Source organism: Diaphorobacter sp. JS3050 (genome assembly GCF_013154915.1).
GTDB lineage: Bacteria > Pseudomonadota > Gammaproteobacteria > Burkholderiales > Burkholderiaceae_C > Diaphorobacter > Diaphorobacter nitroreducens.
Map to the genome: position 1 here is coordinate 1911928 of NZ_CP053553.1, position 15181 is coordinate 1927108.

Annotated in this window: 12 protein-coding genes; 3 read left to right on the forward strand and 9 right to left on the reverse strand. The window is 66.7% G+C overall.

Going from position 1 to position 15181, the window contains the following annotated elements; genetic code table 11:
- The first annotated feature begins 139 nt into the window (after positions 1-139).
- Both HND92_RS09285 and phbB read left to right on the forward strand, forming a co-directional pair.
- Entirely contained in the window at positions 140-1318 is a 1179-nt protein-coding gene (locus HND92_RS09285) for an acetyl-CoA C-acetyltransferase (RefSeq protein WP_172206807.1), read from the forward strand.
- A gap of 245 nt (positions 1319-1563) precedes the next feature.
- Positions 1564-2301 carry an acetoacetyl-CoA reductase gene (phbB, locus tag HND92_RS09290; RefSeq protein ID WP_015913416.1) on the forward strand — a complete coding sequence of 246 codons (738 nt, stop codon included), beginning with the start codon at positions 1564-1566 and terminating at the stop codon, positions 2299-2301.
- A gap of 448 nt (positions 2302-2749) precedes the next feature.
- Here the strand turns inward: phbB and HND92_RS09295 are convergent, their stop codons facing one another.
- From HND92_RS09295 to dapC, 6 genes are read right to left on the reverse strand one after another with little or no spacing between them, the layout of a single operon-like run.
- On the reverse strand, positions 2750-4720 hold the full coding sequence (locus HND92_RS09295) for an ABC-F family ATP-binding cassette domain-containing protein (protein ID WP_172206808.1): 1971 nt from the start codon (positions 4718-4720) through the stop codon (positions 2750-2752).
- A gap of 46 nt (positions 4721-4766) precedes the next feature.
- The gene (gene prmB / locus HND92_RS09300; RefSeq protein WP_172206809.1) at positions 4767-5696 is read right to left on the reverse strand and encodes a 50S ribosomal protein L3 N(5)-glutamine methyltransferase; all 930 of its coding nucleotides are present in this window, start codon (positions 5694-5696) and stop codon (positions 4767-4769) included.
- Entirely contained in the window at positions 5693-6868 is a 1176-nt protein-coding gene (gene dapE / locus HND92_RS09305; protein WP_172206810.1) for a succinyl-diaminopimelate desuccinylase, read from the reverse strand. Before dapE ends, prmB begins: the two co-directional genes overlap by 4 nt.
- 43 nt (positions 6869-6911) lie before the next feature.
- Positions 6912-8075, reverse strand: a complete 1164-nt coding sequence (locus HND92_RS09310; RefSeq protein ID WP_011805311.1) for a PilT/PilU family type 4a pilus ATPase — start codon at positions 8073-8075, stop codon at positions 6912-6914.
- A 56-nt stretch (positions 8076-8131) separates the two neighbouring features.
- The gene (gene dapD, locus HND92_RS09315) at positions 8132-8956 is read right to left on the reverse strand and encodes a 2,3,4,5-tetrahydropyridine-2,6-dicarboxylate N-succinyltransferase (protein ID WP_015913412.1); all 825 of its coding nucleotides are present in this window, start codon (positions 8954-8956) and stop codon (positions 8132-8134) included.
- An 8-nt stretch (positions 8957-8964) separates the two neighbouring features.
- Positions 8965-10167: a succinyldiaminopimelate transaminase gene (dapC, locus tag HND92_RS09320; protein ID WP_172206811.1), complete on the reverse strand. Its 1203-nt coding sequence runs from the start codon at positions 10165-10167 to the stop codon at positions 8965-8967.
- Positions 10168-10387: 220 nt separating this feature from the next.
- Between dapC and HND92_RS09325 the strand changes: the two genes are divergently transcribed.
- Complete coding sequence (locus tag HND92_RS09325) at positions 10388-11851, forward strand: methyl-accepting chemotaxis protein (protein WP_015913410.1); 1464 nt, start codon at positions 10388-10390, stop codon at positions 11849-11851.
- Between the two features lie 82 nt (positions 11852-11933).
- Here the strand turns inward: HND92_RS09325 and HND92_RS09330 are convergent, their stop codons facing one another.
- The 3 genes from HND92_RS09330 to HND92_RS09340 form a co-directional block, all read right to left on the reverse strand.
- Positions 11934-12572: an RnfABCDGE type electron transport complex subunit B gene (locus HND92_RS09330; RefSeq protein ID WP_172206812.1), complete on the reverse strand. Its 639-nt coding sequence runs from the start codon at positions 12570-12572 to the stop codon at positions 11934-11936.
- Positions 12573-12580: 8 nt separating this feature from the next.
- On the reverse strand, positions 12581-13888 hold the full coding sequence (locus tag HND92_RS09335) for a polyhydroxyalkanoate depolymerase (protein WP_172206813.1): 1308 nt from the start codon (positions 13886-13888) through the stop codon (positions 12581-12583).
- Between the two features lie 169 nt (positions 13889-14057).
- Complete coding sequence (locus HND92_RS09340; RefSeq protein WP_172206814.1) at positions 14058-15128, reverse strand: GTP pyrophosphokinase family protein; 1071 nt, start codon at positions 15126-15128, stop codon at positions 14058-14060.
- Positions 15129-15181: the final 53 nt, after the last annotated feature.

Consider the following 15181-nt stretch of genomic DNA (forward strand, 5'->3'; position numbering starts at 1 on the left):
CCGGCGCCGCACGCTCCCGGGGCGGCGTTGCGGCGGGCTGCGGGGTGACTACGCAATAGTCCTGACACCGGGCCGACAGACAATGGCTACTGGCCTGCGGCCGTGCAGCCGGCAGGTGCCACTCCCGAAAGGACACACCATGGAAGACATCGTCATCGTTTCCGCCGTGCGCACGCCCGTGGGCAAGTTTGGCGGCGCACTGGCCAAGACCCCCGCGACCGATCTGGGCGCCATCGTCATCCGCGAGGCGCTGGCACGCGCCCGCGTCGCTCCCGATCAGGTGGGCGAGGTCATCATGGGCCAGGTGCTTGCGGCCGGCTGCGGCCAGAACCCGGCCCGCCAGGCCATGATGAAGGCGGGGCTGGCCCAGGAGACGCCCGCGCTCACCATCAACGCCGTGTGCGGCTCGGGTCTCAAGGCCGTGATGCTGGCCGCCCAGGCCGTGGCGACGGGCGACAGCGAGATCGTCGTGGCTGGCGGCCAGGAGAACATGAGCCTGGCACCGCACGTGCTCAATGGCTCGCGCGAAGGCCAGCGCATGGGCGACTGGAAGCTGGTCGACACCATGATCGTCGACGGCCTGTGGGACGTGTACAACCAGTACCACATGGGCATCACGGCCGAGAACGTGGCCAGGCAGCACGGCATCACGCGCGAGATGCAGGATGCGCTGGCCCTGGCCAGCCAGCAAAAGGCCGCCGCCGCCCAGGACGCAGGGCGCTTCACGGACGAGATCGTGCCGGTGACACTTGCGCAGAAGAAGGGCGGCCCCGTCATATTCGCGGCAGACGAATATCTCAACCGCAAAACCAGTGCCGAAGCTCTGGCTGGCCTGCGCCCCGCCTTCGACAAGGCCGGCTCGGTCACGGCGGGCAATGCCTCGGGCATCAATGACGGTGCGGCCGCCGTGGTGGTGATGAGTGCCACCAAGGCTGCGGCCCTGGGCCTGCAACCGCTGGCCCGCATTGCGGCCTACGGCACCAGTGGACTGGACCCCGCCACCATGGGCATGGGCCCGGTGCCTGCATCCCGCAAGGCACTGCAGCGCGCGGGCTGGAGCGTGGGCGATGTGGACCTGTTCGAACTCAACGAGGCCTTCGCTGCCCAGGCGTGCGCGGTGAACAAGGAGCTCGGCATCGATCCCGCCAAGGTCAACGTGAATGGCGGTGCCATCGCCATCGGTCACCCCATCGGTGCCTCTGGCTGCCGCGTGTTGGTGACCCTGCTGCACGAAATGCAGCGCCGCGATGCCAGGAAGGGCCTGGCCGCCCTGTGCATTGGTGGAGGCATGGGCGTGTCCATGGCGCTGGAGCGTTGAAGGCGCGGCACCCTTTGGGACGGGTGCCCTGCATGCAAAAAGGCCGCACGGGGAAGCCCGTACGGCCTTTTTTGTCGGCGCAGGCGGCAACGGCTGGCTACGGAGTGCAAAAACGCGATGATGCCCGGTTTTTTGCGCCGCAACAATAATGCTGGGGCGCAGTGTTTTCCTCCTCGGTATTGTCGTAATTCTTGGGTAGAGTGGTCACTGATCTGATTCACTTTTGACACATCCAAGGAGCACACATGAGCCAGAAAGTTGCGTACGTCACCGGGGGTATGGGGGGCATCGGCACGGCCATCTGTCAGCGTCTGCACCGGGACGGGTTCAAGGTCATCGCCGGGTGCGGCCCCACGCGCGACTACAACAAGTGGCTGGGCGAGCAAAAGGCGCTGGGCTATACGTTTTACGCGTCGGTCGGGAACGTGGGCAACTGGGAGTCCACGGTGGAGGCCTTCACCCAGGCCAAGGCCGAGCATGGCAGCGTGGATGTGTTGGTGAACAACGCCGGCATCACGCGCGACCGCATGTTCCTCAAGATGTCGCGCGAGGACTGGGACGCTGTCATCGAAACCAACCTCAACAGCATGTTCAACGTGACCAAGCAGGTCGTAGCAGACATGGTGGACAAGGGCTGGGGCCGCATCATCAACATCAGCAGCGTGAACGGCGAGAAAGGCCAGGCCGGCCAGACCAACTACTCGGCGGCGAAGGCGGGCATGCACGGTTTTTCGATGGCGCTGGCGCAGGAGCTGGCCACCAAGGGCGTGACGGTGAATACCGTGAGCCCCGGCTATATCGGCACCGACATGGTCAAGGCGATCCGCCCAGATGTGCTGGAAAAGATCGTCGCCACTGTGCCCGTGAAGCGCCTGGGCGAACCCAGCGAGATCGCGTCCATCATTTCGTGGCTGGCCTCCGAAGAGGGCGGCTATGCCACCGGGGCGGATTTCTCGGTCAACGGCGGCCTGCACATGGGCTGACCTAGCGGCAGCTGGAAAAGGCTGCCTTGAAATGCAAAAGGAACGTGGCAGCACGTTCCTTTTTTGTCTCCACCCTGAAGTGGGCGGTGTGAATCGGGGCCGGTAGCTCCCGGCGGGCCCTGGCAGTGGCTTGGAATTGCGCAGTGCGGCGATTCCTCCAACGAACGGCCTTCAGAACAGGCCGAGTGGACGCTTACAGGCGGGCCGGGGCGCGCTTGCGGTCACGTTCGTCTTCGGGCCAGGCAGAGAGGATTGCAGTCATGGTCATAGGGAAAACTCCTTAGATGTACCCACAACGCGGCCCCCTGGGAGGGCGTTGACAGTGCGCTGCAAAAAAATGCAACCCCGGGATATCCCCGGAATTTACTCCTGAAAAAGGAGCTGTCTGCGCTTTATGCGTAAGGCTTGGAGGCTGTTTTTATACATATACCAAAAATACCTGTAGCCCTTAGCGCGCCAGTTCCTCCAGCGCTGAGGAAACATCCAGCCACTTTTCCTCAAGGGCTGTCACCTCTTCGGTGCAGTCCTTGAGCCTCCGTCCGCATTCCGCGATCTCCGCGGGGGGCAACGGCTGCATGAGCCGTTCTTCCAACTGCGCTTTTTCCCGGTTCAGGGCTTCCAGGCGCTGGTCGATTTTTTCCAGCTCTCGCTTGAGGGGGCGGGTTTTCTCGGCCAGTTGTTGGCGGGCCTGGGCTTCCTGGCGGCGCTGTTCGCGGGCGTCGCGCAGGGGAGGGGCGGCAGTGGCGGTTGGGGACGCGGCCTCGGCAACGACCACCTGCTCGGCTGCGCGGGCCAGTTCGCGCAGGCGTTTGGACTCCTCAAGCAGGTAGCGCTGGTAATCGTCCAGATCGCCGTCGAAGGGCGCCACGGCACCCCGGCCCACCAGCCAGAACTCATCGCACACGGCGCGCAGCAGCGCCCGGTCGTGGCTGACCAGCATCACCGTGCCCTCGAACTCGTTGAGCGCCATGGACAGCGCCTCACGCGTGGCCAGGTCCAGGTGATTGGTGGGCTCGTCCAGCAGCAACAGGTTGGGACGCTGCCAGACGATCATGGCCAGTACCAGGCGGGCCTTCTCCCCGCCGCTCATGGTGCCCACGGCCTGGTGCACCATGTCGCCGCTGAAGTTGAAGCTGCCCAGGAAGTTGCGCAGGTCCTGCTCGCGGCTGGGTTCCTGGGCCTGGGCACCCAGTTCGCGCGCCAGGCGCACCATGTGCTCCAGCGGGTTATCGCCGGGGCGCAGCACGTCCAGCTCCTGCTGCGCGAAGTAGCCGATCGACAGGCCCTTGCCCTCGGTCAGGGTGCCGGAGAGCGGCGCCATGGTGCGGGCGATGGTCTTGACCAGCGTGGACTTGCCCTGGCCGTTGGCGCCCAAAATGCCGATGCGCTGGCCGGCCAGTACCGAGCGGTTCACGTGGCGCAGGATGGTGGTCTCGCTGCCATCCTCGGCGCGATAACCGAAGGACGCGTCGGTGATGGCCAGCATCGGGTTGGGCAGGTTGGCCGGCTCCTTGAACTCGAAGGTGAAGTCGGCCGAGGCCAGCACGGGGGCGATCTTCTCCATGCGCTCCAGCGCCTTCACGCGGCTTTGTGCCTGTTTGGCCTTGGTGGCCTTGGCCTTGAACCGATCGATGAATTTCTGCAGGTGCGCGATCTTGTCCTGCTGGCGCTCGTAGGCCGACTGCTGCAGTTCCAGCTGCTGGGCGCGCAGCTCCTCGAACTTGCTGTAGTTGCCGCCGTAGCGGGTCAGGCGCGCGTTATCGATGTGCAGCGTGACCTGGGTCACGGCGTCGAGGAATTCGCGGTCGTGGCTGATGACGACCAAGGTACCGTTGTAGCGCTGCAGCCACGCTTCCAGCCATACCAGCGCGTCCAGGTCCAAGTGGTTGGTGGGCTCGTCCAGCAGCAGCAGGTCGCTGGGGCACATCAGCGCGCGCGCCAGTTGCAGGCGCATGCGCCAGCCGCCGGAGAAGCTGTTGACCGGGCGCTCCAGCTCCGCCACCTGAAAACCCAGCCCCAGGATGAGCGCCTGCGCGCGTGCGGTCGCGTCGTGCGCACCGGCGTCTGCCAGGTCGGAATGCGCCTGGGCGATGGCCATGCCATCACCCGCCTGCTCGGCCGTGTGCAGCGCCTGGCGCAGCTCCGTCAGGCGGGTGTCGCCCTCCAGCACGAAGGCGGTGGCAGACTCGTCCGTCTCTGGCATGTTCTGCGCCACCTGGGCCATGCGCCAGGCCGCGGGCAGGAAGAAGTCACCGCCGTCTTCGTGCAGCGAACCATTGAGCAGCGCGAACAGCGTGGACTTGCCAGCGCCGTTACGCCCGACCAGGCCGACATGCTCCCCGGGGTTGATGGTGACGGAGACACCGTCGAGCAATACCTTGGCGCTGCGGCGCAGCGTGACGTTCTTCAGGGTGATCATGGGTCAAAACCAATGGACGGGGCGGGGGCCGGACGGGCCGGCGCCGTCACTTTGCGGAAGCGAGTGGGAGCAGGGCCTGGCGCGTGAGCAGCAGCACCTGGTCGCTGCCGGCGCTGGTCTCCAGCCAGAACACGGGCAGGTCGGGAAAGGCGGCCTCGAAGTGTTCGCGTTCGTTGCCGATCTCCAGCACCAGCACGGCGTCTTCGCTCATGCGCGCGGGGGCGTCGGCCAACAGCTGGCGAATGAAGTCCATGCCGTCGCTGCCGCCCCGGATATTGCCGGACAGGGCCAGCTCGGGCTCGGCCCGGTATTCGGGCGGCAGCTGGGCCATGCTGGCGGCGTTGACGTAGGGCGGGTTGCACAGGATCAGGTCCCAGGGGCCGGGCAGGGCGGCCAGGCCGTCGGACTCGACCAGCGTGATGCGCTCCTGCAGCCCGTGCCGGTCCACGTTGATGCGGGCTACGGCCAACGCGTCGGGCGAGAGGTCGGCGCCCGTCACCTGCACGTCGGGATATGCCATGGCCGCCAGCACGGCCAGGCTGCCGTTGCCGGTGCACAGGTCGAGCACGTGGCGCGTCTGGTCGCTGAGCCAGTCGTCGATGCTGCCGTCGGCCAGCAGTTCGGCAATGAAGCTGCGCGGCACGATGGCGCGCTCGTCCACGTAGAACGGCACACCCTGCAACCAGGCCTCGCGCGTGAGGTAGGCAGCCGGCTTGCGCGTGGCGATGCGTTCTTCAAAAAGCGTAGCTACCAGCGCTTGATGGGCGGGCGTTACGGGCCGATTTGCCACTGAACCTTCAGCACCCTCGTCGAGCACGCTGTCCAGCGGCAGCCCCAGGCGCCACAGCACCAGCCAGGCGGCCTCGTCCTGTGCGTTGGCGGTGCCGTGGCCGAAGGCCACGCCGGCCTGTGTGAGGCGCGCGGCGCCGCTGGCGACCAGCGCACCGACGGTGTCACCGTGCACTTGCGCGGTCATGCGCCCGCCAGTGCGTTGAGGTGGTCGAGCGTGCGGCGGTAGATGTTCTTGAGCGGCTCGATGTCGACCAAGCGCACGTTCTCGTCGATCTTGTGGATGCTGGCGTTGGGCGGGCCCAGCTCGATCACCTGGGGGCAAATCTGGGCAATGAAGCGCCCGTCGCTGGTGCCGCCGGTGGTGGACAGCTCGGTTTCCAGGCCGGTCTCCGCGCGGATGGCTTGCTGCACCGCCTGCACCAGTTCGCCCGGCGTGGTCAGGAAGGGCTGGCCGCCCAGCGTCCAGGTCAGGTCGTATTCCAGTCCGTGGCGGTCCAGTACCGCATGCACGCGCTGCTGCAGCCCTTCGGCGGTCGATTCGGTGCTGAAGCGGAAGTTGAAGTCGATCACCACCTGGCCGGGGATCACGTTGGTCGCACCGGTGCCGCCGTGGATGTTGCTCATCTGCCAGCTGGTCGGCGGAAAGAAGGCGTTGCCCTCATCCCACACGGTGGCGGCGAGCTCGGTGAGCGCGGGCACGGCCTGATGGATGGGGTTGCGCGCCAGCTGCGGGTAGGCGATGTGGCCCTGCACCCCCCGCACGGTGAGCCGCCCGGACAGCGTGCCGCGGCGGCCGTTCTTGATCATGTCGCCGGTCTGCTCGACCGAGGTAGGCTCGCCCACGATGCACCAGTCCAGCCGCTCCCCGCGCGCGCGCAACTGCTCAATGACCACCTTGGTGCCGTCCACCGAGGGGCCTTCCTCGTCGCTGGTCAGCAGCAGCGCGATATCCAGGCGCGGGTCGGGCGTGGCGGCCAGGAACTCCTCGACCGCGACAACGAATGCGGCGATCGAGGCCTTCATGTCACTCGCGCCGCGGCCGTACAGGCGGCCGTCCCGGTGTGTGGGGGTGAACGGCGGGCTGCTCCACTGCTCCACGGGGCCCGTGGGCACCACGTCGGTGTGGCCGGCGAATACTACTGTTTTGGTAGCTGCTTGCGCTTGTCCAGAGAGCGCTGCACTGCGTTTTGACCACAAATTGCTGACGCGGAAGTTCTCGGGCCCGCTGTCCAGTCGCTCGCAGGCAAAGCCCAAGGGAGCGAGGCGCCGGGCCAGCAAGTCCAGGCAGCCCGCGTCGTCGGGCGTGACGGAGGGGCGGGCGATGAGCTGTTCGGTCAGTAGCAGGGTGGGGGACATGGGTACAGGCGGCGCACTGCCGTGCAGCGGCCGCGAAACGGGCTCAGGCGGGCTTGACGTCCAGCACGATCTCGGTGAACGAGGGGGCATCGTCCTCGGACTGCTGGCCGGCGTCGTTGACGGCGCGCGCCGACTTCGCGGCAGCCGAGAAGTCGTTTTGCAGGCGCCACATGAGGTTGGTGGGGGAATCGGCGTAGGCCAGGCCTTCCTTGCGGTCGATCTTGCCCTCCAGGATCAGGTGGGCCAGCGCTTCCTCGAAGGTCTGCGAGCCTTCGGCCATGGATTTTTCCATGGCCTCGCGGATCCCCGAGAAGTCGCCCTTTTCCACCAGCTCGGCCACCAGCTTGGTGTTGAGCATGACCTCCGCCGCGGGCACGCGCTCGCCGGTCGTGGTGCGTACCAGGCGCTGCGAGATGATGGCCTTGAGCGCGGACGCCAGGTCGCCCAGCATCGTGGGGCGCACCTCCACGGGATAGAACGACAGGATGCGGTTGAGGGCGTGGTAGCTGTTGTTGCCGTGCAGCGTGGCCAGGCACAGGTGGCCCGACTGGGCGTAGGCGATGGCGGCGGACATGGTCTCGCGGTCACGGATTTCGCCGATCAGGATCACGTCGGGCGCCTGTCGCAGCGCGTTCTTGAGCGCGGTCTGCAGCGACTGGGTGTCGCTGCCGATCTCCCGCTGGTTGACGATGGACTTCTTGTTCTTGAACTGGTATTCGACCGGGTCCTCCACCGTGAGGATGTGGCCGGTCATGGACTCGTTGCGCGCGTCCAGCATCGCCGCCAGCGTCGTGCTCTTGCCCGAGCCCGTGGCGCCCACGAGCAGGATCAGGCCGCGCTTTTCCATGATCAGCTCGCTGAGCACCGGCGGCAGGTGCAGCGTGGACAACTGCGGGATGTTCTGCGTGATGAAGCGGATCACCACCGCATAGGTGCCGCGCTGGCGCATCGCGCTGACGCGAAAGCGCCCCACGCCGGTGAGCGGCACACCCATGTTGAGCTCACCGGTCTCTTCCAGCTCTTCGATGCGGTCGGGGGGGACGATCTCGGACAGCAGGTTCTTGGGCGCGTCGGGCGGCAGGATCTGGCTGTTGATCGGCACGCATTCGCCGTTGATCTTGATCAGCGCCGGTGCGTTGGCCGACAGGTAGACATCGGATGCCTTCTTGTCGGCCATCAGGCGCAGAATCCGCTCCATCGTGCTCATGCTGGTTCCCTCTCAGTGCTGGTTATGTATGCGTGCAGTGCCGGTGCGGCGTAGCTTCAGTCGCGCAGCAGGTCGTTCAGGCTGGTGGTGGAGCGGGTCTTGGCGTCCACCTTCTTGACGATGATGGCCGCGTACATGCTGTAGCGGCCGCCGTCCTTGGGCAGGTTGCCGCTGACCACCACGGAGCCTGCGGGCACGCGGCCGTAGGTGGTCTCGCCCGTGGTGCGGTCGTAGATCGGCGTGCTCTGACCGATGTACACGCCCATGCTGATGACCGAGTTCTCTTCGACGATCACGCCCTCGACGACTTCGGAGCGCGCGCCGATGAAGCAGTTGTCCTCGATGATGGTCGGGTTGGCCTGCAGGGGCTCGAGCACGCCGCCCAGCCCCACGCCGCCGGACAGGTGCACGTTCTTTCCGACCTGCGCGCACGAGCCCACGGTGGCCCAGGTGTCCACCATGGTGCCTTCGTCCACATAGGCGCCGATGTTCACGTAGCTGGGCATCAGGATCGCGCCCTTGGCGATGAAGCTGCCGCGGCGCGCCACGGCCGGCGGCACCACGCGCACGCCGGTGGCGGCCATCTCGTCGGCGGACAGGTGGGCGAACTTGGTGGGCACCTTGTCGAAGAAGCCCAGGTCGCCGGCCTTCATGAGCTCGTTGTCCTTCAGGCGGAACGACAGCAGCACGGCCTTCTTGATCCACTGGTGCACGGTCCACTGGCCCACGCCCTCGCGCGTGGCCACGCGCAGCCTGCCGTTGTTGAGTTCGGCGATCACATGCTCGACGGCATCCACCACTTCCTTGGGCGCGGCGGAGGGCGAGAGGCTGGCGCGGTTGTCCCAGGCGTTGTCGATCAGGGTCTGCAATTGTTGGGTCATGGATGGAATCACGTACGGGATTGGATGAATTGCACGATGCGCGAGGCCGCTTCGGCGCATTCCGCGGTCTCGGCCACAAGGGCCATGCGCAAGCGCTGGGCGCCGGGATTGGCGCCACCGGAATCGCGGGCGAGATAGCTGCCCGGCAATACCGTGACATTGTATTGAGCCAGCAGGGCCTGGGCGAACTCCGCATCGCTCATGCCCAGGGCGTCAGGCACCTTGGCCCAGAGGTAGAAACCCGCGTCGGGCAGGCGCACGTCCATCACCTCGGCGAGCATGGGCGTGACCTGGGCAAACTTCTGGCGGTAGAGGGCGCGGTTTTCTTCCACGTGCACCTCATCGTTCCAGGCAGCCACGCTGGCGGCCTGCACGGCGGGCCCCATGGCACTGCCGTGGTAGGTGCGGTACAGCAAAAACGCCTTGATGAGTGCCGCGTCGCCCGCCACGAAGCCGCTGCGCAGGCCCGGCACGTTGCTGCGCTTGGACAGGCTGGTGAAGGCGATCAGGTTGCGGTAGTCGCTGCGTCCGAGCTTGGCTGCAGCCTCCATGCCGCCCAATGGTGGCTCGTCGCGGAAGTAGATTTCGCTGTAGCACTCATCCGAGGCGATCACGAAACCGTAACGGTCGCTCAGCGCGAAGAGCTTCTCCCACTCGGGCAGGGGCATCACGGCGCCCGTGGGGTTGCCGGGCGAGCACACGAAGAGCAGTTGCGTGCGCTGCCATACCTCCTCGGGCACGCTGTCCCAGTCCACGGCAAAGTTGCGCGCTGGATCGCTCGGGGCGTAGTACGGCGTGGCGCCGGCCAGCAGCGTGGCGCCTTCATAGATTTGGTAGAACGGGTTGGGGCACACCACGGTGGCGCCTGCGCGGGTGGGGTCCACCACGGTTTGCGCGAATGCGAACAACGCCTCGCGCGAACCGTTCACCGGCAGCACCTGCGTGGCGGGGTCGACGGGAATACGGTAGCGCCGCTGCATCCAGCCGGCACAGGCTTCGCGCAGGCTGGGGTCACCGGCGGTGGAGGGGTAGCTGGCCAGGCCTGCCAGGTTGGCGGCCAGGGCCTCCTGGATGAACGGCGGCGTTGCATGGCGTGGCTCGCCGATGCCCAGGCTGATGGCGCGGTGTGCGGCCGAGGGCGTCACCCCCGCAAAAAGCTGTCGCAGCCGCTCGAACGGATAGGGCTGCAGTAGGGAGAGCAGGGGATTCATAGGGGGGCGATTATCAGGGATGCGGCCGGGCGCCACAGGGCGCGGCCCCGCCACCCGTTCCCAAAAACAACTACAGGGTTTGATCGCTCTACACAGCCGTCAAATTTGGTTACAAACGGCATCAATTCATCAGTGCGACGCGCCAGGGCGCACATTTCAGCCATCGAGGGGGACAAAAGCGATGACGGTTTCATTCATTCTGCGACCTGGCGTAGGGCTCATGCGGCGCCTGCGTTTCTCGGCCAAGCTGGCCCTGTTGGGAGGCGTGGCCGTGTTGGCACTGCTGGCCGTGGCGGGGGTGCAGGGGTGGGGGCCGCGCGCCACGTGGGCCGTGTGTGGCGTGGCGGTGCTGGCCACCGCCTATCTGGCCACGGCTTTCCAGGCCAGTGTGGCGGGCGACCTGCGGCGGCTGGGCGGCGTAATGGAGCGCACGGCGCAGGGCGACCTGTGCAGCCGGGCCGAAGTGCGCGGCCGCGATGAACTGGCGCACATGGGCGAGCAACTCAACCGCATGGTGTACACGCTCTCGTCGATGGTGGCCGACATTCGCAGCAACGCGGCGCTGGTGGCGCACGCGGGTCAAAGCCTGGCGGCGGACAACCGCGAACTGGCCGACCGCACCGAGCAACAGGCCGCCAGCCTGGAGCAGACCGCGGCCAGCGTGGAGGAGCTGTCTTCCGCCGTGAACAACAACGCGCAGGCGGCTAGCGTGGCCGATCAGCGCGCCGGCGAGGTGCGCCAAGCCGCTGAGGCGGGCACCCAGGCGATGGCGCGGGCGGTGGAGGCGGTGCAGGGCATCCAGAACGATGCCCGTCGCATGGGCGAGATCATCCAGGTGATCGACGGCATCGCCTTCCAAACCAACATCCTGGCGCTGAATGCCGCCGTGGAAGCGGCACGCGCGGGCGAGCAGGGCCGGGGTTTTGCCGTGGTGGCGGCCGAGGTGCGCACGCTGGCGGGCCGCTCGGCCGAGGCGGCGCGCGAGATCCGCGACCTCATTGGCACGTCCGTGCGGCAGGTGGAGGGCAGCGCGGGGCTGATCCGCACCGCCGGTGAGGGCATTGCGGCCATGGCGCAAGGCATCCGTGGCGTGGCCGGGCATGTGAGCGAAATCTCCCACTCGGTCAATGAACAGGGCACGGGTCTGCGCGAGATCAGCACCGCGGTGCAGCAACTGGACCAGATCACGCAGCGCAATGCCCAGATGGTGAGCGATGCCCTGCGCGAGGCGCAGGCGCTGGAGAGCCGGGCGTCCACCCTGTCCCGGGCGGTGCTGGCGTTTCGTCTGCAGCAGGGTACGGCCGAGGAGGCCGTGGCCCTGGTGCAGCGCGCCGCGGCCGTGCAGCGCGGCCTGCCGCGCGACGCCTTTCTGCGCACGTTGACCGACCCCGCACAGCCCTACCACGACCGCGACATGTACGTGTTTGCGCTCGATGCGGGCGGCACCTACCTGGCCTTTGGCGGCAATCCCGCCAAGGTGGGAACGCGGGTGCAGGACATTCCCGGTATTGCCGGGGATGCGCTGGTCAGCGCCATCGTGGCCCAGGCCGAACGCGCGCCGGGCTGGGTGGAATACGACATCACCAATCCGGCCACGGGCGCGGTGCAAACCAAGATGTCCTACGTGCAGCGCGCGGGAGATGTCTATCTGGGCTGCGGCGTCTACAAGTCGCTCGCGGCCTGATGCGGCAGGCCTGTCGCCCTATCGCGCCGTATTGCCATAGCCCGCTGCGGTCGTGAGCGGTAGGGCTGCCGGCGCAGCGGCGTCAGCCGCGGTCGGCGCGCTGCGCGCGGGCGCGCGCCAGGGCCGCGGCAATGGCTGCGCGCTTGGGATCGGGCGCGTTGTCCGGCGCCGGAGGAACGGGTTCGGTGGCGGCGGCCTGCGCCTCCTCGCGCTGCAGCCGCTCTTGCCGCGCCTGGTAGCGCACGCGCGCCTGCTCGGCCTGCGGGGCGGACCATGCGGCCCAGCCAGTGGCCTGGCCGCTGGCATTTTCCATGCGGATGCAATCCACCGGGCACGCGGGCAGGCACAGTTCGCAGCCCGTGCAGTGCGGCGCGATCACGGTGTGCATGCGCTTGTTGATGCCCAGGATGGCGTCTGTGGGGCAGGCCTTGAGGCACAGCGTGCAGCCGATGCACCAGTTCTCGTCGATCACCGCCACGGCGCGCGGGACCTCCGTTCCATGGGCCGCGCTCAGCGGCAGCTCGGGCCGGCCAGTGATGGCGGCCAGGCGTGCAACGCCCTGGGCCCCACCGGGCGGGCACTGGTTGATCTCGGCCTCGCCCCGTGCGATGGCAAGGGCATAGGACTGGCAGTCAGGGTAGCCGCAGCGCGTGCACTGGGTCTGGGGCAGGGCCGCGTCAATGCGCTCGACGAGCGCCTGCTGCGCTGCGGGGGAGGTCATGGCCGGCGTCAGGCGGCGCTGCGTGCGCGGCGGGGGCGTGACGTGGGCTGGGCGGACTGGTTGGCACGGATGAAGTCGCGCACCTGCGGGTAGACCAGCTCGCGCCAGCGGCGGCCGCTGAAAATGCCGTAGTGGCCGGCGCCCTTCACCTCGAGGTGGTTGCGCCGGTCCGCGGCGATGCCGGTGCACAGATCCTGCGCCGCCTCGGTCTGGCCGGAGCCGGAGATGTCGTCGAGCTCGCCTTCGATGGTCAGCAGCGCGGTCTGGGTGATGTCCTGGGGGCGCACGCGCTCCACCGCGCCGTCCGGCGAGCGCACGTCCCAGGTGCCGTTGACCAGGCTGTAGTCCTGGAAGACGGTCTTGATGGTCTCCAGGTAATAGTCGGCATCCATGTCGAGCACGGCGTTGTATTCGTCGTAGAACTTGCGGTGGGCCTCGGCGCTGGCGTCATCGCCCTTGATGAGGTTCTTGAAGTAATCGTAGTGGCTGCTGGCGTGCCGGTGCGGGTTCATGGCCACGAAGCCCATGTGCTGCAGAAAGCCCGGGTACACGCGGCGGCCGGCGCCGGGGAATTTGCTGGGTACGCGGTAGATGACGTTGTTCTCGAACCACTCCAAGCTGTGTTGGGTGGCCAGGTTGTTCACCGCCGTGGGTGAGCGGCGCGCATCGATGGGGCCGCCCATCATGGTCATGGACAGTGGCGTGGTCTCACCGCGGCTGGCCATCAGCGAGACGGCGGCCAGTACCGGCACGGTGGGCTGGCAGACGCTCATCACATGGCAGTTACCGTATTGGCCCTGCAGGTAGCGGATGAACTCCTGCACGTAGTTCACATAGTCGTCCAGGTGGAACTCGCCCTCCTGCAGCGGCACCATGCGCGCGTTCTTCCAGTCGGTGATGTAGACCTTGTGGCTCTCCAGCATGGAGCGCACGGTGTCGCGCAGCAGCGTGGCGTAGTGGCCCGACAACGGCGCCACGATCAGCACCACGGGCTGGCCCTTGAGCTTGAGCAAGGTGGCCGGGTCGTCCGAAAACCGCTTGAAGCGGCGCAGTTCGCAGAAAGGCTTGTCGACGTCCACGCGCTCATGGATGGCCACGCTCATGCCATCCACGTCCACGGTGCTGATGCCGAACTCGGGTTTCTCGTAGTCCTTGCCCAGGCGGTACAACAGTTCATAGCCCGCCGAGATGCGATGGGCCAGTTGCGTCTCGCTGAACGGCCACAGCGGGTTGCTGTAGAACTTGGCGGCGGCCTGCGCCAGGTCGGCGAAGGGCTCCATGAGGGAGCGCTGGGTCTCGTAGAGGGTGTACAGCATGGGGCAGGACCAAGTTATGTTGCAGTGCAATATATCAGCAGTTGCATTTGCTTGCGTGTCGTGCAACTACGCATTCAGTGTCCCGCGCGCGACATTGGCGGGCGGGCTTGATGCAATGCTTTTGATAGCTGTCAGCGCTTGATGGACAAGCGCTGGAGGTCGATTTGACTTATATCAGGGTGGGATTTTCCTGCAACCACGCTTCGAAGGCTTCGCGCGAGCTGTTGCGCAGCGCGCGGCGAAACGCCTGCCGGTCGCCCAGGTACAGGCAGTGGCGGATCACGGTGAAGGGGTTGAAGCTGCCCTCGGGGTTCTGCGCCTCGTAGAACTGCTTGTAGCGCTTGACGGTGGCAATCGTTTCACGCATCAGCGTGTTGAAGCGGGCACGCGTGATGCCCGGTGACCATGCGCGCATGTCGTCCACGAACAGGTCCACCTTCTGCGCGTCGAACTCCACGTCTTTGAAGAAATGGCGGGCAATCTTCAGGAACGTGAAGGCGTTGAGCTCGCTGCCGGGCGCCGGCGTTCGGCTGGCTTCGGTCTCGGCCTCGGTGGTCTCGTCGGGTGCGTAGAGCAGTTCGGCATCGGTGGCATCGCGGATCTGGCGGAACTCGCGGTCCGCCAGTTCGAACAGGGCGGACAGCACGTTGATGCGGCGCTTGAGTTCGGCCGGAATCGACTTCTTGTACTTGATCTTGTGGTCCAGCACGCTCCACGCGTCCTGGATGATGGTGCGCACCTGTAGCTCGAACGGCTGCGCCGCGTAGGCGGCGTTCTCGGGCAGGGCGGCCTGCACGGCGTTGAGCCGCAGGTCCAGGTGCAGGCCCTTGTAGCCGAAAGAGGCCTCGGTGCCCTCCAGGGCGCTGACCTTGTCGGTCACGTCGATCACGTCGAAGTGCGACTGGACGATCTGCGCCACCTTCTCCAGCTCGTCCTCGTACAGGCAGACCACGCGCACGCCGATCAGGTCGGTGATGTAGGGGCGGATTTCATAGGGTGCCCCGCTTTCCTCCAGCGCCGCGCGGTACTTGCGCGAAAACTTGCGCAGGCATTCATCGCGGTCCTTCACGCGCCCTTCGATCTTGGCAATGTCGATGTGGCGCGCCTGCGACAGCAGCGACTGCAGCAGCGCCATGTAAAACGCGCAGGCGTGGTCCAGCGCCGGGCGCTCCTGCGCATAGAACGCGTGGAACGCGGACTCCTCAGGGGTGAGATGGGTCGTGGGTGAGGGGAGGGGCACGGCAGACGCAGGGGTCAAGGGACAGCCACGGATGGTAGGGCAGGGAAGGGCCT